This window comes from Burkholderia savannae (genome assembly GCF_001524445.2).
Lineage (GTDB): Bacteria > Pseudomonadota > Gammaproteobacteria > Burkholderiales > Burkholderiaceae > Burkholderia > Burkholderia savannae.
On record NZ_CP013417.1, the window covers coordinates 3,819,556 to 3,837,414 of the forward strand.

The 17,859-nt window shown below is 69.1% G+C and carries 14 protein-coding genes; 7 read left to right on the forward strand and 7 right to left on the reverse strand.

All coding sequences use genetic code 11. The features are described from left to right. Positions 1-14: 14 nt before the first annotated feature. Entirely contained in the window at positions 15-1,586 is a 1,572-nt protein-coding gene (locus WS78_RS18710; RefSeq protein WP_059578185.1) for a helix-turn-helix domain-containing protein, read from the reverse strand. 475 nt (positions 1,587-2,061) lie between these two features. Here WS78_RS18710 and WS78_RS18715 point away from each other — a divergent pair, with 475 nt between their 5' ends. Next, positions 2,062-2,784: a response regulator transcription factor gene (locus WS78_RS18715; RefSeq protein WP_038748445.1), complete on the forward strand. Its 723-nt coding sequence runs from the start codon at positions 2,062-2,064 to the stop codon at positions 2,782-2,784. Here WS78_RS18715 and WS78_RS18720 read toward each other — a convergent pair. The 5 genes from WS78_RS18720 to WS78_RS18740 form a co-directional block, all read right to left on the reverse strand. Next, a complete protein-coding gene (locus WS78_RS18720) occupies positions 2,748-4,949 on the reverse strand; it encodes an ATP-binding protein (RefSeq protein WP_059578181.1) in 2,202 nt (733 codons plus the stop codon). The two genes, WS78_RS18715 and WS78_RS18720, sit on opposite strands and share 37 nt — an antisense overlap. Before the next feature lie 1,015 nt (positions 4,950-5,964). Continuing rightward, a complete protein-coding gene (locus WS78_RS18725) occupies positions 5,965-7,206 on the reverse strand; it encodes a multifunctional CCA addition/repair protein (RefSeq protein ID WP_038748450.1) in 1,242 nt (413 codons plus the stop codon). Further along, a complete protein-coding gene (locus WS78_RS18730; protein ID WP_038748452.1) occupies positions 7,203-7,850 on the reverse strand; it encodes a glutathione S-transferase family protein in 648 nt (215 codons plus the stop codon). Before WS78_RS18730 ends, WS78_RS18725 begins: the two co-directional genes overlap by 4 nt. A gap of 61 nt (positions 7,851-7,911) precedes the next feature. After that, positions 7,912-8,871, reverse strand: coding sequence for a complex I NDUFA9 subunit family protein (locus WS78_RS18735; RefSeq protein ID WP_059578177.1), 960 nt, complete (start codon positions 8,869-8,871; stop codon positions 7,912-7,914). Positions 8,872-9,009: 138 nt separating this feature from the next. Next, complete coding sequence (locus tag WS78_RS18740; RefSeq protein ID WP_059578174.1) at positions 9,010-10,971, reverse strand: lytic transglycosylase domain-containing protein; 1,962 nt, start codon at positions 10,969-10,971, stop codon at positions 9,010-9,012. A 22-nt stretch (positions 10,972-10,993) separates the two neighbouring features. Between WS78_RS18740 and WS78_RS18745 the strand changes: the two genes are divergently transcribed. Beyond that, positions 10,994-11,590, forward strand: a complete 597-nt coding sequence (locus WS78_RS18745; RefSeq protein WP_038748458.1) for a 5-formyltetrahydrofolate cyclo-ligase — start codon at positions 10,994-10,996, stop codon at positions 11,588-11,590. A gap of 133 nt (positions 11,591-11,723) precedes the next feature. On the opposite strand, the gene WS78_RS18750 is transcribed toward WS78_RS18745, so the two are convergent. Then, positions 11,724-12,236 (reverse strand): winged helix DNA-binding protein, encoded by a 513-nt coding sequence (locus WS78_RS18750; protein ID WP_038748460.1) that lies wholly within the window; start codon positions 12,234-12,236, stop codon positions 11,724-11,726. Positions 12,237-12,385: 149 nt separating this feature from the next. Between WS78_RS18750 and pxpB the strand changes: the two genes are divergently transcribed. The 5 genes from pxpB (at position 12,386) to WS78_RS18785 (ending at position 17,379) form a co-directional block, all read left to right on the forward strand. Then, on the forward strand, positions 12,386-13,042 hold the full coding sequence (gene pxpB, locus WS78_RS18755) for a 5-oxoprolinase subunit PxpB (protein ID WP_038748462.1): 657 nt from the start codon (positions 12,386-12,388) through the stop codon (positions 13,040-13,042). Further along, positions 13,039-14,118 carry a 5-oxoprolinase subunit C family protein gene (locus WS78_RS18760; protein ID WP_059578170.1) on the forward strand — a complete coding sequence of 360 codons (1,080 nt, stop codon included), beginning with the start codon at positions 13,039-13,041 and terminating at the stop codon, positions 14,116-14,118. The genes pxpB and WS78_RS18760 overlap by 4 nt, the downstream gene beginning before the upstream one ends. A gap of 64 nt (positions 14,119-14,182) precedes the next feature. After that, positions 14,183-14,947: a 5-oxoprolinase subunit PxpA gene (pxpA, locus tag WS78_RS18765; RefSeq protein ID WP_059578165.1), complete on the forward strand. Its 765-nt coding sequence runs from the start codon at positions 14,183-14,185 to the stop codon at positions 14,945-14,947. Positions 14,948-15,670: 723 nt separating this feature from the next. Then, complete coding sequence (locus WS78_RS18780; RefSeq protein WP_059583860.1) at positions 15,671-16,426, forward strand: DUF969 domain-containing protein; 756 nt, start codon at positions 15,671-15,673, stop codon at positions 16,424-16,426. After that, on the forward strand, positions 16,423-17,379 hold the full coding sequence (locus WS78_RS18785) for a DUF979 domain-containing protein (RefSeq protein WP_059583851.1): 957 nt from the start codon (positions 16,423-16,425) through the stop codon (positions 17,377-17,379). Before WS78_RS18780 ends, WS78_RS18785 begins: the two co-directional genes overlap by 4 nt. Positions 17,380-17,859 lie beyond the last annotated feature (480 nt).

Here is a 17,859-nt window from a genome sequence, read left to right on the forward strand (position 1 = left end):
ATGGCAGCGGCACGTCACGCAATCGAGCCCCTGAACTCGCGCGGACTCAACCCCACGATGCGCCTGAAGCTCTTTTCGAAGTGGCTCAGGTCGCCGAAGCCGACGCTCAGCGCGACTTCGGTCACGCGCGGACAGTCGTCGCGCATCAGCAATTCCTTCGCCTTCTCGATGCGAATGTGCTGAAGCAGCGGCTTGAACGCGACATTCAGCGTGTGACGGAACAGGTAGCTCAAATGCGACGGGCTCACGTGCGCATGCTGCGCCAGCTGCTCCATCGAAACCGGATTGGCGTAATGTTCGCCGAGATACAGCAGCGCCTTGCGCAGCGCCTTATGCAATCGCGCCAGCTCCGCGCCATTGCGCATCATCGCGCACCGGGCCCAGTGGGCAGGCGTCGCCGAAGCGCGCAATGCGGCGGCGTCCGGCTCCGTCGCGCGCGGCGACATGTCGTCGTCGCGATCCGAAACGCGCGTCGCGCCGGCGCGCTCGCTGCGCGGCTGAGAAATCAGCCACGGCACGTGAAGCGCGACATCCGCGCGGCCGATGGCCGCATCGCCCGTCATGACCGCAAGACGCGCGATCACGCGCTCCAGTTCATACAGATTTTCCGGCCACGCATAGAGCCGGCAAATCTCGAGCAGCGCGTCGCCGCACTTGCGCTGCGCGACGTAGCCATGATGTTCGAGCGCCGCGACGATCAGCGGCGCGATGTCGTCCTGGCGCAGGCGAAGCGGCGGCACCGTCACCGACAGGAAATCGAGCTCGGCCAGCACGGCTTGCGAGAATCGCCCCTCTTCCACGCATCGTCGCAGATCGGAGGTCGTCGACGCGACCACGCGCACCTCGCACTCGTCCGGCACCACCAGCCATTGCCCGAGGCGCGAATGCAGATGCTGGCGCAGCTGGTTCTGAAGCCGGGGCGCGAGCTCGTCGATGCCGTTGAAGAACAGGGTGCCGCCCGCCGCCTGTTTGAACCATTGCGCCGGCTCGCCGGCAGGATCGGCGCAATTGACTTCGATGAACGGCCCGTCCCGCCGAGGGCCGCAACAATGCAGCGCCGCCGCCAACGGAGCTTTCTCGGTGCCGAACTCGCCGGTGAGCAACACGGGCAACGTGCTGAACGACGCCTTTTCGACGAAAACCTCGACGCGGTGCAACGGCTCGGACATGCCCACCAGCAGCAAGCTGCGGCTCAAACGCTGCTGGGCCCACCTTTGCACGTCGTAACGCTTGCAAAGTAGCGCGCAGCGATGCGCAAAGGCGGCCCCCCACTCGGCGAACGCGTCCGAACGGCCGGCGCCGCCCCGCGCATTCAGCCGCAGCGTGCCGAGTTGCTCGCCCGCATATGTGACCGGGAATCGCGCCGAATGCTCGTCCGGCGCAGTATGTTCGTCGACGTTCGTCTCGTCGAGCCATGCGAGATCGAACAGTTCGCCGTTGCGATTCGACTGCAGGACGCCCACGCCGCGCAGCCACAATGACGCGCTCCCCACGCCCAGTTGCCGAACGAATGCGCGCACCAACGATTCGAGCAGATCGGGGAACGTCCGATAGGGACGATAGACGCCTCGCAAAAGCGATTCCACGTCGATGGCCTCGTTCGCGCGTTGACGACTTCGATCATCCCGGCATCGAGATGCGCATGCCGAACTTCATCGCTTGCCCGACGCGGGCGGGCGCTCCTGCCTGCGTGATGTCGAATCCGGAAACAGTCCGCATCTGGCGTCTCCCTCGCGTGATTCATTGGCGTGTCGCGATGACGGCGCGGCGTAGCCGCGCGCCATCGCGAGTACATGAAGTATGCAAGCCGCGCGCGCCACCGAATGAGACGAGCGAGCCGTTGTCAATCGTTGTTCACATGGGGCGCGGCGTCACGCAGCGACAGAGCCGTGACAGCGGCAAGCTGCCGTGCGGCGGCAGGCGAACGTCGAACATTCGATTGCGCGCTCCGCGTAACATGACGGCGGACAATGTGTCGGCTGACGTCAACGGCGGAATCGGAACCGAATTTTTTCAATCCGCGAATCGATTGCCTGAATTGGTTATCCCGAAGGAGAAACCATGGAAGCTTCGCCGGGCCGCATCCTCGTCGTCGAAGACGACCCCATCACCCGCACGATGCTGGCCCGCTATCTGAGTGACGCGGGCTTCGACCTCCTCACCAGCGACAATGTCGCGCAAGCCCGCGAGGCGCTGCGCGCCGCGCCAGCCGACGTGCTGCTGCTCGACATCAACCTTCCCGACGGCGACGGCATCTCCCTCGCCCGCGAGCTGCGCGAGCACAGCGCCGCGGGCGTCATCTTCGTGACGCAACGCGACGGCGACATCGATCGCGTCCTCGGCCTGGAAACCGCCGGCGACGACTACATCACCAAGCCGATCCGGCTGCGCGAGCTGCTCGCCCGCGTGCGCGCCCTGCTGCGCCGGCAACGGCTGTATCGCGAGATCGCGCCTGTCGACTCGGTGCTGACGTTCGGCGGCTGGCTGATCGACCTTCGGCGCCGGGAACTCGCGCTGTCGGGCGGCGCCGTGCTGCCCCTCACCCCGCGCGAATTCGATCTGCTGGCCGCGCTCGTGATGGTTCGCGGCGCGACGCTCACGCGCGAGTATCTGCTCGAAGTGGTCAGCAAGCGCGAGCACACGGCGGACTCGCGCAGCGTCGACACCTTGATCGCCCGATTGCGCCGCAAGATGTCCGACGACGCCGGCACGATGCGCTGCCCGATCGGCACGGTAGTCGGGATCGGCTACCGGCTCGATGCCGCGGTGAATCGCGGCAGTTGACGACCGCGCCGCGCACCGCGCGCCTCGCGCGCGATTTTGCGCAATGCGTCGAAGCTGTGTTCGAATTCGATGCCGAGCGCGACCACGAGTGCGGCAAGCTCGGAGGCGTCGTCCCGAGCGGCCGCCCGTTTCACCCGCTCGGCGAGCCGCCCCAGTCTCGCGAGCCCCAATGCCGCCGCCGAGCTCGTCAGCCGGTGTGAAAGCGCGTTGATTCGATATGCGTCGCGCTGCGCGACGGCTTCGCCGAGCTCGTTCAGCAAACGTCGCCCCGCATGCCTGAACTGATGCACGAGCCAGCCGAGCGCGGCGGCGCCGAGCGCGTCGGCATGCTCGCTCAGACAAGCGAGATCCACCGCCGCGTCCGTCGGCCAGATCTTGTCCGAAGGTCGAGGCCGCGCGACTGCCGTGCCGCCGACTGTCTCGAGCACCCGGTGCAGCGCATCTCGCCGGATCGGCTTCACCAGCACCGACGTAAAGACATCGGCCGCGCCGGCGCTGTGCGCGCCAACGAGATCCGCAGTCAGCACGACGATCGGCATCTCCCGCCGCGCCTGTTCGCGCGCGTCTTGCGCGCGTATGCGACGCGCCGTTTCGATGCCGTCGACGAACGGCATGTGAAGGTCGACGAACACGCCGTCGAAATGCTCGCGAGCGGTTTGCGCGAGCGCGGCCTCCGCGCTGCCCACGGGCATGGCGTCGTGGCCCGCCTGAGTCAGGAGGCCGCCAATCACGATCTGGTTGATCGGATCGTCGTCGACGACGAGAAGCTTCAGCCGCCGCGACGGAGGTGACGCGGGCGTATCCGGCGGCGTCGCCGCGGCCGCCGCGGCCACGGGCACCACGACCTGGAACCGGCTGCCGGCGCCATGCTCGCTCGCCACCGTGATCGCGCCGCCCAACATGCCGACGACGCGCCGGCACACGGCCAACCCGAGGCCCGCGCCGCCGAAGCGGCGTGCAATCGATTCGTCGGCCTGAGCGAAGTCATCGAAAATCCGCGCCAGCATGTTTTCCGGAATGCCGATTCCGGTGTCCTCGACGGCGATCTCCAGTTGCAGCTCGTCCGCCGCGCGGCCACGCATGGCCAACGAAACGCCGACGCGCCCCCGCTCGGTGAACTTGACCGCGTTGCTCAACAGATTCATCAGCACCTGGCGCAGGCGGCCGGCGTCGGCGTGCAGCGCTTGCGGCACGTCACGACTGACGACGACGTCGATGGTTGTCTGCCGGGCCAGCGCACGCGCGTGCATCAATTCGGCGACGCCTTGAACCAGTTGCCGAGGATCGAAATCGGTCGAAACCGGCGCCTCGACCACGACGCCCAGCCGCACGTAATCGATCATGCTGTCGAGCAGGCCGATCAGATGTTCGGCGCAATCTCGCGCGATAGTGACCTGACGGTGCTGTATCGCGTCCAGCCGCGAACCCTCGAGCAGTTGCAGCGAGCCGAGCACGCCGTTCATGGGCACGCGGACCTCATGACTGACTACGGCCAACAATCTCGTCTTGGCCCGGTCGGCGGCTTCGGCCGCGTCCTTGGCGCGCTGCAGCGCCTCGCGTTGATGGGCGTCGCTGCGCACGCGGGCGAATTCCCGTCGGCGCATCCGCTCGACACGCCAGAGCTGTTGCAAACCCGTCGCGAGCGCGAAACCCATCGCGATCGACATCGGACAGAGCAGCGACATCGCCGCGCACCGCCATCGCAGTATCGCGATGAGCCCGACCGCAAAGCACGCGCCGTTGATCGCGCTCGTCACGAAGCGCAGCGGCAGGAAAGTCACGAGCCCGAACAGCACGGTTTGCATGACCAGCAAGTTCGACGGGCTCGCGACACCCTCGGCGATCGCCTGCAGATCGATGACGATCGCCCAAGCCAGCAGCAGGCAATGGAGCGCGGGGGCCTCTATCGGCCGGCGCAACCGCAACAGCAGCCATGCCGACCACACGACCGCGGCGAGGCGCAGCCCGAACTGGATGGCCGACTCGAGCTCGAATCCGGCCTGCCTGATGTCGTTGAGCGCAAAAGAGAGCGCGGCAATGACCGCAACCCATATCGCGGCCCGCGCCTGATATACGGTTTCCGACACGCGGCATCGGCGGAAGGTCTGTTCGGTTTCCGCGTCGACAAATTCAGGAATTACGCCCCTCAGCATGTCGGCAGTCATAGTTGTTCTGATTAAGCAATACCCGTCGGGCATGCGGGTCGGGCTGGCCAGCTGGAATTTTAAGAGCTGAAAGAATCGATGGCAGCATTCGTTTTCGAGATCGAGGAATCACGAGCCGAAAACACGGCGAGAATCGCGGCGCGCCCGCCCTGCCGTGCTCACGAACCCATGACCCCGATCCGGAAAAAACGATGTCGAGACCGAAACGGAAGATTGAAGGCCGGTTCCGTCGATTGCCGGAGCCTGAAAACAGGCGAATAACGAAGCCGTCCGCCCCGGACCGCAATTCGGGAAAGATTTCGTTTGCGCAAGAAGAGGGATATCCGGAATACCGCGGGCGAAACGATACGCGCCTTAATCAAGTCTTTCGGAATGAATCGGCATGATCGATTCTTCATGCGGCCCGATCGTGGCCGCGCGCCGATTCATTGAGCCGCGCTATGCAAGCGGATAACGGATCGGCCAAAGCGAGGCGGGGCGCCGTCAGGCGCAAGGCGACCGTGCGTCGGGGCGCTCTCGCGCGCCAGCAAGCGCGGCGATTCGACGACGCCGGTCCGTATCCGTGAAAAATCGCCCTTCAGGCCGCCGATGGCCTTGCGGATGTCGCGCGCGAAGGATGCGACCGGGATCGCCGTTCCCTGCGCCGCCGGCGCAGCGCGGCGATCGGCCCGCATTTCCCGCCCCACGGGCCGGTGATCGGCGGTCTACGCCGAAATCGGATCGGCCGCCCGCGCGCAGCCTTGGGCGCGCCCGCGCGCGGCCTTGTGCGCGCCCGCGCCCGGCATGCGTTCAATCGGCGCATCCCGGCGAACTGTCGATCGTCGAATGGATCATGTCGGCCGAGGCTGCCGAAAAGGCGGTTCGACGGTCGACGGGGTCGCTCGAATGATGGTGAGGTTCTGCGAGATTGGGACGCCTCGCTTCGGCGCCGCTCGCGCAAGCAACCTGCAACGCGGCTGAAGGATCGGTGCAAGCGCCCGATCGGCGGGCTCGCCGCCGATGCCGCTCGCCGCATTCATCTCCCTTCCCCGATCGCCTCCGCGACCGCGCGCACGCGCGCCCCGTGCACCGCATCCTTGATCTTCGCGGGCTCGCCCGCGTGAGCCTGCGCGATCGCGCCCGCGTCGACCGAGCGCGCGGCGACGAGCGCCTGCCGCAGCCGCTCGGCCTGCGGATAGGGCGTCGCCTCGAGGCCCAGGCGGCCGCGCGCATCGGCCTCGCTCGCCTGCAGCGCCTCGGCGAAGCGCGCGGGCTTGCGCAGCGCGTCGGCGCGCTCGAGCAACCGCACGAGCGCGGCCGCGCCCATCTCCATCACGCGATGCAGGTTGCCGTGCTCGCGCGCGACGACGAGCGCCAGATCGCGGCACTCGTTCGGCACGCGCAACCGCTCGCACAGCGGCTTCAGCAGCTCGACGCTGCGCCCCTCGTGGCCGATGTGGCGCGGCAGCACGTCGGCGGGCGTCGTCGCCTTGCCGAGATCATGCGTGAGCGCCGCGAAGCGCACGGGCAGCGAATAGCCCTGCTTCGCCGCGTGATCGATCACCATCATCACGTGGACACCGGTATCGACTTCCGGGTGATAGTCGGCGCGCTGCGGCACGCCGAACAGCGCGTCGATCTCGGGCAGGATTCGCGCAAGCGCGCCGCATTCGCGCAGCACCGCGAACATCCGCGCGGGCTTCGCTTCCATCAGCCCGCGCGCGAGCTCCTGCCACACGCGCTCGGGCACGAGCGCGTCGACCTCGCCCGCCTCGGTCATCTCGCGCATCAGCACGGCCGTGCGCGGCGCGACCGAAAAATCGGCGAAGCGCGCAGCGAAGCGCGCGACGCGCAGAATCCGCACCGGGTCCTCGACGAACGCGTCGCCGACGTGCCGGAACACCTTCGCGCGCAAGTCCGCCTGCCCGCCGAACGGATCGACGACCGGCCCGACGAGCGCGCCGCCCGGGCTCACTTCGCGCGCCATCGCGTTGATCGTCAGGTCGCGCCGCGCGAGATCCTGCTCGAGCGTCACGTCGGGCGCGTAATGGAACCGGAAGCCGTGATAGCCGGCCGCCGTCTTGCGCTCGGTGCGCGCGAGCGCGTATTCCTCGTGCGTGTCCGGGTGCAGGAACACCGGAAAATCCTTGCCCACCGGCTTGAAGCCTTGCGCGGCCATCTGCTCGGGCGTCGCGCCGACGACGACGTAGTCGCGGTCGCGCACCGGCAGGCCGAGCAATTCGTCGCGGATCGCGCCGCCCACCGCGTAGACATTCATCGCGACGGCCCGTAGATGTCGATCACACGGGTTTCGCCGCGCGCGCCCTCGATCCATTCGCGCACGGCCGGCAGCTCGGCGACGCGCGCGGCATAAGCGCTCGCTTCGGCCGACAGCGGCGGCTCGTACGTCTTGAAGCGCAGCACGACGGGCGCGTACATCGCATCGACGATCGAAAACTCGCCGAACAGGAACGGGCCGCCCGACGCGGCGAGACAGGTGCGCCACAGCTCGTCGATGCGCGCGACGTCGGCAAGCGCGGCGGGCGTCGCGCCACGCCCCGGGTGCGATTCGCGCACGTTGAGCGGCATGTCGCTGCGCAGCGCGCCGAAACCCGCGTGCATCTCGGCGCACACGCTGCGCGCCTGCGCCCGCGCGGCCGGGTCGCGCGGCCACAGCGCGTATTGCGGGAAGCGCTCGGCGAGCGTTTCGAGGATCGCGAGCGAATCCCAGACCGCGCCGCCGTCGTCGTCGACGAGGCACGGCACCTTGCCGGACGGCGAGTGCGCGCGGATACGCGCCGTCGTGTCGTCGAGGCGCAGCCCGATCATCACTTCGTCGAACGGAATCGCGAAGTGCTTCATCAGCACCCACGGGCGCATCGACCACGACGAGTAGTTCTTGTCTCCGATCACGAGTTTCATGGGGTTCTTCCTGTAGTTGTCGATTGTCCGGCCGACCGGCGGCGGCCGTCGTTGCGGATGCTCACCGGCGCGTGCGCCAGCCGGAAAAGCGCGAGCGCAGCGCGGCGTCGCCGATGTAGGTCGGCGCGATGCTTTCGAGGCTCGCGGGCGTGATCCCGAGCTCGGGCGAGATCGGTCCCGTCATCACGCTCGGCACCGACAGCGAAGCGAGATTGTCGCGCGTGATGAGCGGCTCGCCCGGCAGCATCTCGAACACGCAGGCTTGCAGCCGCGCAAGCGCGTCGGGCAGCCGGACGATTCGCGCGTGGCGGCCGACGAGCCGGCCCGCATAGCGCACGAGCTCCTCGAGCCGATACGTGCGCGGCCCGCCGAGCTCGTAGGTCTTGCCGCGCGTCGCGTCGCGCGCGCATGCGTTCGCGATCGCCTGCGCGACGTCGCCGACGTAGATCGGCTGCATCAGCGCATCGGGCATCGCGAGCGGCACCACCGGAAAGATCCGCTGAAGCCGCGCGAACGTATTGAGGAACGCGTCGCCCGGGCCGAACACGATCGACGGCCGGAACACCGTGACGCCGAGCGCGCCCGCCGCGGCCTGCGCGTGCAGCGCGGCCTCGCCGTCGCCTTTCGAGCGCAGGTACATGCTGGGCGCGCGCGGATCGGCGCCGAGCGCGCTCACGTGGAGCACGCGCGGCACGCGCGCTTCGATGCACGCCGCTGCGAGCGCCGCGGGCAGCGCGACGTGCAGCCGCTCGAAGCCCTCGCCGTACGGCGTGCCGCGCCCGCCGTGCAGCACGCCGACGAGATCGACGGCCGCTCTCGCGCCCGCCACGAAGCGCGCAAGTGCGCGCACGTCGAAGGCGGAAAGCTCGACGATGTCGACGGGCAGCATCGCGAGATGCCGCGCATGCTCGCGGCGGCGCGTCGCGATCCGCACGCGCGCGCCCGCTTCGACGAGCGTGTTGACGAGGCGGCTGCCGATGAAGCCCGTGCCGCCGAGTACGGCGATGGTCTGGCCCTGCATGATCGTGCCCCACCAAAGCGCGCCGCCGCGCGACGCGCGGCGGCGAAACCCACACGAAACCCCGGCTACGCCCGCAAAACGCTTGCGCTTGCGCGACGCTCACGCGCGCCGCATCCGCGCGGCGCGGCGCGGCGCGCGTCACGGCGCGATGAAGCCGAGGCGAGCCTTCAGCGACTGCGGCTTCTTCTCGAAGAGCGCCGCATAGTACGTCTCGTTCGACAGCACGTTCTTCACGTAATCGCGCGTCTCGTTGAACGGGATCGTCTCGGCGAAGATCGCGCCCTCGACCGGCCGCGCGAGCGCCTGCCGCCACTGGGCAGGCCGGCCCGGCCCGGCGTTGTAGCCCGCCGTCGCGAGCACCGCCGAGTTGTCGAACTTCTGATAGATGTCGGACAGATACCAGGTGCCGAGCTGCACGTTCGTGTCGATGTCGTGCATCTGCGCGCGCGTGACCGTGCCGAGGCCGAGCTTCTTCGCGACGAGCTGCGCGGTTGCCGGCATCAGCTGCATCAGGCCGCCCGCGCCCACCGACGAGCGCGCGTTCGTGATGAAGCGCGACTCCTGGCGGATCAGCCCGTACGCCCATTCGATGTCGAGCCCGTTGGTCTGCGCGTAGCGCTCGACGACGTCGCGGTACGGCGACGGATAGCGCAGCGAGAAATCGTGCTCGGCCGTCGTGCGATCGGCCGTGTTGACCGTGCGGTCGAGCAGGTCGACGCGCTTGCCGTACTCGGCCGCCGCGAGCAGTTGCCGATCGGTCATCCCGCGCAGCGACCAGTTCCATTCGCGATTGCCCTCGAGCCGCAGATTGAGCGCGTAGAAGCGCTGCGCGAGCGCGAAGCCCGGCACCTTGCTCATCGCGTCGATCTCGGCGTCCGTCACCTTCGTGCGCGGCGGGATCACCGTCTTCTGGCCGAGCTCCTCGCCCGCGAGCTGGCCGTAGAAGTTGAACTGCCCGGCGATCCGCTCGAATTCCTGGTTCGCCTTCAGCGTGTCGCCCGTCTCCTTCAGCGCGCGGCCGCGCCAGTAGATCCACGTCGTGTCGTCGCGCAGCCGCTCGGGCATCTGGTCGATCGAGCGGCGCACCATCGGCCAGTCGCCCGCGAGCAGCGCCGCGCGCACGCGCCACTCGTACGCGGAATTCGAGAGCGGCGCGTCCATCGATTTGCGATACCACGACGACGCCTGCGGCAAGCGCTTCACCGCCGCCTGATAGCCGATCTCGCCCCAGCCGATCGCCTGCTCGGCGGCCGACAGCGTCGACGCGAGCGACGTGAGCTGGCCCGCCGCCGCCTCCGGATCGTTGCGCGCCATCCGCGTGATCGCGACGAGCGCGAGCTGCCGCGACGCGGCGTCGGCGCCGACGCCGACGCCGCGCGCGAGGAAGAGCGGCGGCGCGCTCGTCACCTGGTCGAAGGCGGCCGGGCGCGGGCCGAGCGCGTCGGCGATCTTGCCGCCGAGCGTCGTGTAGTTCTGCTCGTACGCGAGGCGCACCTGCGCCCACACGTCGTCGCTCGAGAACTGCTGGTTCGCCGCGAGCGCGGTGATGAGATCGACGCACGCGTCGCCGTAATACTTCGGCTCGACGAGCAGCTCGCGCGCCATGTCCGCGACGTTCTCGCCGTGCGCCGCGCGCGATTCGAGCGAATAGCACTTGACCTGCGTGTCGTCGTCGAGCACGAAGCGCTTGTATTGCTCGTCGAAATTGCGCCAGTCGTGGCGCGCGCCGAGCACGAGCAGGTAATCGTTGCGCATCCGGTCGGCGATCGCCTGGCCGTCGTAGCGCGACAGGAACGACAGCACCGGCGCGTCGGGCGCGTCGAGCCGCGCATGGCCCGACGAATCGAACAGCTGCGGCTTGATCTGGAAGTATTCGAGATACGACGGCGCCGGATAATTCGGGATCGTCGCCGCGAGTTGCGCGGCGCGCACCGGATCGTTCTTGCGCGCGGCTTCGCGCAGCTGGACGAAGGCCTGATCGTCGTTCGACGACGCTTCGTCGGCGGTCTGCGCGGCGCAGGCGGCCGCCCCGACGGCCAGCACGGCGGCGACGAGGGGCGCCGCGACCGCGCGATATACTCGAAAAAGGTTGGTGGACATCGTTTGTGAACGGAGCACTCTAGTGAGCGAAAGCATAGCACGCGCCCCGGCGCCGAATCCGAAGCAAACGCTGCGCGAAACGCTTGCGCAGCGCCGCCTCGACGCGAATCGCTCGGCGCTCGCGCACGACGCGCTCGCGCAGCGCGTGCTCGCGATCCTCGCGGACAGCGCGCCGCGCACGGTCGGCTTCTATTGGCCGCTCGCGGGCGAGTTCGACGCGCGCGACGCGATCGCGTCGTGGCTCGCGGGCGATGCGGGCCGGCAGGCCGCGCTGCCTGTGATCGGCCAGCCCCGCACGCCGCTCGAATTCCACGCGTGGACGCCCGATGCGCCGATGCGCGAGGGCCGCCATCGGATTCCCGAGCCCGCGGCGGGCGCGCGGCTCGTGCCGGACCTGCTGCTGATTCCGTGCGTCGGCTTCGATCACGGCTGCTTCCGGCTCGGCTACGGCGGCGGGTATTACGACCGCACGCTCGCCGCGTGGCCCGGCGCCGCGCGGCCCGTGACGGTCGGGCTCGCCTACGACGCGTGCGGGGTGCGCGAGCTGCCGCGCGAAGCGCACGATCTGCCGCTCGACTGGATCGTCACCGAATCGCGGAGTTACCGCTCGGGCGACTGAGGCGGCGACACGGCGGCACATCGACGCGCCTGACGCGGCCGCCAAGCCCGACGCGCCGACATATCGACGCGCCCGACATGTCGACGCGCCCGACACGCGGGCGCGCCGCCCGTCGGGCCGCCGCCAAGCCCGCCTAGAGCGAAGCGGCCGCGCGCGCCGCGGTGTCGTACAACCCGGACGCGTGGCGCAACAGTTGCGCGGCGTCGCCGATCTGCTCGTTCGTGAGCCCGCTGTCCTTCAGGGTCTCGATCAGGCAGCGCTCGCGCACGTCGCGATACTTGAGGCAGAGCGCGCGGCCCGCGCCGGTCGCCTCAAAGAACACCTCCTTGCCTGTCTTTTCGCTTTTTACGTACCCTCTAGCTACCAGCTTCTTGAGCGCATACGTCGCGACGTGCGTGTCCTCGATGTTGAGCACGAAGCAAATGTCGGCGAGTTTCTTCTTGCGGTCCCGGTGGCTCACGTGGTGCAGCAGCGACACTTCGACGGCCGTCATGTCCTTCGCCCCCGCAGCAGCCATGCACCGGACCATCCAGCGATTGAACGCGTTTCCCGCCATGATGAGCGCATATTCGAGCTCGGACAGCTCCGCGCTCGTCTCGGAAACGAGATGTTCGGACGATACGATCTTGGTCGGATGACGCTGCATGGCGAATCGGCGAAGGTGGAGCGAAGGTGCGCGAAAGTGTACGCCAAGATCGTCCGCGCGGCGTCCGCCGAAATTTTTCGACGAGAAGTTATCGACATTTTATTGATAATGTATTCTTCACCCGGCCCAACGCCGTTTGCTTGCCATCGATGATCACTCCACGCATCTATCCGCTTGGCGATACCGCCCTCGTCTGCGAGGCGCCCCCTCCCGCGACGCTCGAATGCCAGCGCCGCGTGTGGGCGGTCGCGAGCGCGGCGGCGGGCTGGCCGCACGTCGTCGACGTCGTGCCCGGCATGAACAATCTGACGATCGTGTTCGATCCGCTCGAGACGACGGCCGACGCGCTCGCGCCGCTGATGAAGACCGCGTGGCGCGATGCGGACCAGGTCGCCGAAAGCAGGCGCGAGGTCGAGATCCCCGTCGAGTACGGCGGCGCGTTCGGCCCCGATCTCGACGCGGTCGCGAAGCACACGGGGCTTGCGCGCGACGAAGTCGTGCGGCGCCATTCGGCGGGCACCTACGTCGTGTTCTTCCTCGGCTTCCAGCCGGGCTTCACGTACATGGGCGGCCTCGACGGTTCGCTGCACACGCCGCGGCGCGCCGCGCCCCGGCTCGAAGTGCCGGCCGGCTCGGTCGGCATCGGCGGCGAGCAGACGGGCATCTATCCGGCCGCCGCGCCGGGCGGCTGGCAGCTGATCGGCCGCACGCCGCTCGCGCTCTTCGATCCCGCGCGCACGCCGCCGACGCTGCTGCAGCCGGGCGATCGCGTGCGCTTCACCGTCGCAGGAGTGCATAGCGGATGACTTCACGCCAAGGAACAGGCGGCATCGAAGTGCTGCGCGCCGGCCCGCTCTCGACGATCCAGGATCTCGGCCGCCGCGGCTATCGCCATCTCGGCGTCGCGCAAAGCGGCGCGCTCGATTCGCTCGCGCTCGAAGTCGGCAATCGCCTCGTCGGCAACCGGCCGGACGCCGCCGCGATCGAAATCACGCTCGGCCCCGCGTCGTTCCGCTTTCCGCGCGCCACACGCGTCGCGATCACCGGCACCGAGTTCGGCGCGACGCTCGACGGCGTGCCCGTCTACTCGTGGTGGAGCGTGCCCGTCGCGGCCGGCCAGACGCTCGCGCTGCCCGTCGCGAAGCGCGGGATGCGCGGCTATCTGTGCGTGGCGGGCGGCATCGACGTGCTGCCGATGCTCGGCTCGCGCAGCACCGATCTCGCGTCGCGCTTCGGCGGCCTCGGCGGCCGCATGCTGCGCGACGGCGATCGCCTGCCCGTCGGCATGCCGCCCGCCGGCGCGCCCGCGTGCGTCGCGCCCGACGCGCCCGAGTTCGGCGTGAAGGCGCCCGCGTGGTGTTCGTTCGCGCGCGTCGACGAGCATCCGCGCCGCCACAAGCACACGCACGCCGCATGGGCGATGCCCGTGCGCGTGCTGCCCGGCCCGCAATACGCGGGCTTCGCGCCGGCGGCGCAACAGGCGTTCTGGGACGAGGAATGGGTCGTCACGCCGAACAGCAACCGGATGGGCTACCGGCTCTCGGGCGCGAAGCTCGAACGCGCGGAATCGGGCGACCTGCTCTCGCACGCGGTGCTGCCGGGCACGATCCAGGTGCCGGGCAACGGCCAGCCGATCGTGCTGATGAACGACGCGCAGACGACGGGCGGCTATCCGCGGATCGGCGCGGTGATCCGCGCGGACCTCTGGAAGCTCGCGCAGGCGCGCCTGAACCTGCCGATCCGCTTCGTCCGCGTGACGGCGGCGGCCGCGCGCGACGCGCTCGCCGCCGAGCGCGCGTACCTGCGGCAGATCGACATCGCGATCGAGATGCGCGAGGAGGCGCTGCAGCGCACGCGCGCCGCGCGCGGGGTGGCCGCATGAGATTCTGGAGGACCGAGGGCCGCGGCGCGGCCGGCCGGTCGCGAACGCTTTAGGCAGAAACATCATGGAAATCGATTTGAACGCCGACCTCGGCGAAGGCTGCGGCTCCGACGAGGCGCTTCTCGACCTCGTCACGTCGGCGAACATCGCGTGCGGCTGGCACGCGGGCGGCGCCCAGGCGATGCGCGACTGCGTGCGCTGGGCGGTGGAAAAAGGCGTGTCGATCGGCGCGCATCCGAGCTTTCACGATCCGGAGAACTTCGGCCGCAAGGAAATGGACTTGCCCGCGGGCGAAATTTACGCGGGCGTGCTGTATCAGCTCGGCGCGCTGTCCGCGATCGCGCAGGCGGAAGGCGGGCGCATCGCGCACGTGAAGCCGCACGGCGCGCTGTACAACCAGGCGGCGCGCGACGCCGAGATCGCCGACGCGGTCGTGTCCGCGATCCACGATTTCGATCCATCGCTCGCGGTGTTCGGCCTCGCGAAGAGCGGCTTCGTCGAAGCCGCGCGGCAAGCCGGGCTCGTCGCCGTCGAGGAAGTGTTCGCCGACCGCGGCTATCGCGCGGACGGCTCGCTCGTGCCGCGCAGCCAGCCGGGCGCGTTCGTCGAAGACGAGGACGAGATGCTCGCGCGCACGCTCGAAATGGTCCGCGGCCATCGCGTGCGCGCGGTCACGGGCGAATGGGTGCCGCTCAACGCGCAGACGGTCTGTCTGCACGGCGACGGTCCGCACGCGCTCGCGTTCGCCAGGCGAATTCGCGCGGCGCTCGAGGCGGCCGGCATCGACATGCACGCGCCAGGCGCGGAGCATGCGGGAGCGCGCGCTTAAGGGCGCTAGGTTCAAAGGCCCGAAGGGTTCGGGGTTCGGGGTTCGGGGTTCGGGGTTCGGGGTTCGGGGTTCGGGGTTCGGGGTTCGGGGTTCGGGGTTCGGGGTTCGGGGTTCGGGGTTCGGGGTTCGAGGTTCGAGGTTCGAGGTTCGAGGTTCGAGGTTCGAGGTTCGAGGCTCGAGGCTCGAGGCTCGAGGTCCGAGGCCCGAGGTCCGAGGTCCGACGCCCGGCCGGCGGCGCGCGCGTGTGCGCAGCGACCCGGCCCGGCGCACACGGTTCGCCGCGATCGCGCGCATTCGGATGCGCGGCTCGGCGCGCGGGACGCCCTGCGGGCCCGAGCATCGCGCAAATCGCGGCGCAGCGCACGACTGACGCGAGCAGGCCGGCGTCTGACCGACGGCCGCCGCGCGCCGAACGGCCGCGAACGATGAACTCCGCCCGGCGCGCGCCACGCGCCGGGCGCACACGACACCTTGCATGCGGCGGGCCGCGCCCGCCGCAAGAACCATTCGCCGACGCGGCGAAGGCCGGCGCGCGCGCATGCTCGCGCGAGCCGCCTTCGCCCGGATCGCGCGGACGCGCGCAACGAACGCGCGCCCGCCCTGCAGTCCCGAGCGGCCACGAGAGCCGCAAAGGCCCATCGGCGCGCCGGCCGCGCGCCGATCGCAAGCCGCCCGCGCGCCGCTCCAAGACGGCGCGCGTCAACCCATGTCAGGAGAATGTTCATGCAAGGCACCGTAAGTCTATGGCCGCTGATCGGCGTCGCCGTGATCGTTGTCGGCTTCGCGCTGCGCTTCAATCCGATGCTGATCGTCGCCACCGCGGCGATCGCAACGGCCGCGAGCGCGCACTTCCCGCCCGAGCGGATTCTCGCCGCGATCGGCGCGGGCTTCCTCAAGACCCGCAACATCCCGCTCATCCTCCTGCTGCCGCTCGCCGTGATCGGCCTCCTCGAACGGCACGGGCTGCGCGAGCGCGCGCAGGCGTGGATCGCGAACATCCGGGCGGCCACGGCGGGACGCCTTCTCATCATCTATCTGCTCGTGCGCGAGCTGACCGCGGCCGTCGGCCTGACGGGCCTCGGCGGCCATCCGCAGATGGTGCGGCCGCTGATCGCGCCGATGGCCGAGGGCGCGACCGAGAATCGTTTCGGTCCGCTGCCCGACGCGATCCGCCACCGGCTGCGCGCGTTCGCCGCCGCGACCGACAACGTCGGCCTCTTCTTCGGCGAGGACATCTTCGTCGCGTTCGGCGCGATCGTGCTGATGGTGACGTTCCTGAAGGAAGCGGGCATCGCGGTGGAACCGATGCACGTCGCGCTCTGGGGCATTCCGACCGCCGTATCCGCGTTCCTGATCCACGGCTTCCGGCTGTGGCTTCTCGATCGCCGGCTCGAACGCGAACTGCGCGCGCTGGCCGCGCCGCTCACCGCCGCCACCGCCGCCACCGCCACCGCCGCCGACCACGGAGGCCGCGCATGACGCTCACGATCACTTACCTGTTCTGGCTCGTCGGCCTCGTGCTGCTCGCCGTCGGCGCGACGATCGTCACCGACCGCGCGCACCCGCGCCGCTTCACCGCGGGCGGCTTCTGGCTGCTCTACGCGCTCGTCTTCATCGTCGGCGACATGCTGCCCGTCGAGCTCGTCGGCGCGCTCGTGATCGCGATGGCGCTGATCGCGGGCTTCGGCGGCGTGACGGCGGCCAAGCCGAAGCTGCCGGCCGACGAAATCCGCCGCGCGAGCGCCGCGCGCATCGGCAACCGGCTCTTCGTGCCCGCGCTCACGATTCCGTTCGTGACGGTCGCGATCACGCTCGCGGCGAGCCATCTGCACGTCGGCGGCGCGCCGCTCGTCGATCCGAAAAACGTCACGCTGATCGGTTTCGGCATCGGCTGCGTGATCGCGCTCGGTTTCGCGTGCCGGATCACGCGCGATTCGGTCGGCCAGTCGTTGCAGGAGGCGCGGCGCCTCATCGACGCGCTGTCGTGGGCGGCCGTGCTGCCGCAGATGCTCGGCATGCTCGGGCTCGTGTTCTCGGATGCGGGCGTCGGCAAGGCGGTCGCGCACGTGACGACGGCGTACGTGAACCTCGACTACCGGTTCGTCGCGGTCGCGGTGTACTGCATCGGCATGGCGCTCTTCACGATGGTGATGGGCAACGGCTTCGCCGCGTTTCCGGTGATGACGGGCGGCGTGGGCGTGCCGATCCTCGTCAACGTGTTCCATGGCGATCCGGCCGTGATGGTCGCGATCGGGATGTTCTCCGGCTACTGCGGCACGCTGATGACGCCGATGGCCGCGAACTTCAACATGGTGCCCGCCGCGCTCCTCGAGCTGCCCGACAAGAACGGCGTGATCAAGGTGCAGATCCCGACCGCGCTCGCGCTGCTCGCGGCGAACATCGTGCTGCTGAATCTCCTGATGTTTCGGTGAACGGGCGCGGCGCGCGGGCATGCGGGCCATGAAAAAAGCGCCCTCGGGCGCTTTTTCTTCGACCGGCCGATCGACCGGCCGATTAACCGGCCGAGCGGTTCGGCCAGCGGCCGCCCGCTTGATGCAGCGGCTCTTCAGCCGCCGCGCGCGTCGCAACGAAGCCCCACGCTTTGGATAAAAAAATGCGTCCGCCGCCGCCCGCATCTGCTTCCCCCGGCCGAACGGCGGAACGTCCATTGAGTAGGCGTATGTGCCTGCATGTTGGCTTGTTGTGGTGATTGGCCCCGTCGTGCATGCAGACAACCGCTGCCGACACGCTCGACGCGCGCCGGCAACGCTACCCCCGCGCTGTTTTTATTGTTCCCCGTAGCGCATTTTCTTTTTTACGACTTGGTGAAAGGAGAATAGATTTAGCCCCACGGAGTGTCAATCGTCGGAACACGCTCCGCTCGCCAAACACCGCAAAATTTGGGTTAATCC

Excerpts from the sequence above, each read along its gene's own strand:
- WS78_RS18715 (WP_038748445.1), top strand. The coding sequence starts at position 2,062 with ATGGAAGCTTCGCCGGGCCGCATCCTCGTCGTCGAAGACGACCCCATC.
- WS78_RS18720 (WP_059578181.1), bottom strand. The coding sequence starts at position 4,949 with ATGACTGCCGACATGCTGAGGGGCGTAATTCCTGAATTTGTCGACGCG.
- WS78_RS18725 (WP_038748450.1), bottom strand. The coding sequence starts at position 7,206 with ATGAATGTCTACGCGGTGGGCGGCGCGATCCGCGACGAATTGCTCGGC.
- WS78_RS18730 (WP_038748452.1), bottom strand. The coding sequence starts at position 7,850 with ATGAAACTCGTGATCGGAGACAAGAACTACTCGTCGTGGTCGATGCGC.
- WS78_RS18735 (WP_059578177.1), bottom strand. The coding sequence starts at position 8,871 with ATGCAGGGCCAGACCATCGCCGTACTCGGCGGCACGGGCTTCATCGGC.
- WS78_RS18740 (WP_059578174.1), bottom strand. The coding sequence starts at position 10,971 with ATGTCCACCAACCTTTTTCGAGTATATCGCGCGGTCGCGGCGCCCCTC.
- WS78_RS18750 (WP_038748460.1), bottom strand. The coding sequence starts at position 12,236 with ATGCAGCGTCATCCGACCAAGATCGTATCGTCCGAACATCTCGTTTCC.
- pxpB (WP_038748462.1), top strand. The coding sequence starts at position 12,386 with ATGATCACTCCACGCATCTATCCGCTTGGCGATACCGCCCTCGTCTGC.
- WS78_RS18760 (WP_059578170.1), top strand. The coding sequence starts at position 13,039 with ATGACTTCACGCCAAGGAACAGGCGGCATCGAAGTGCTGCGCGCCGGC.
- pxpA (WP_059578165.1), top strand. The coding sequence starts at position 14,183 with ATGGAAATCGATTTGAACGCCGACCTCGGCGAAGGCTGCGGCTCCGAC.
- WS78_RS18780 (WP_059583860.1), top strand. The coding sequence starts at position 15,671 with ATGCAAGGCACCGTAAGTCTATGGCCGCTGATCGGCGTCGCCGTGATC.
- WS78_RS18785 (WP_059583851.1), top strand. The coding sequence starts at position 16,423 with ATGACGCTCACGATCACTTACCTGTTCTGGCTCGTCGGCCTCGTGCTG.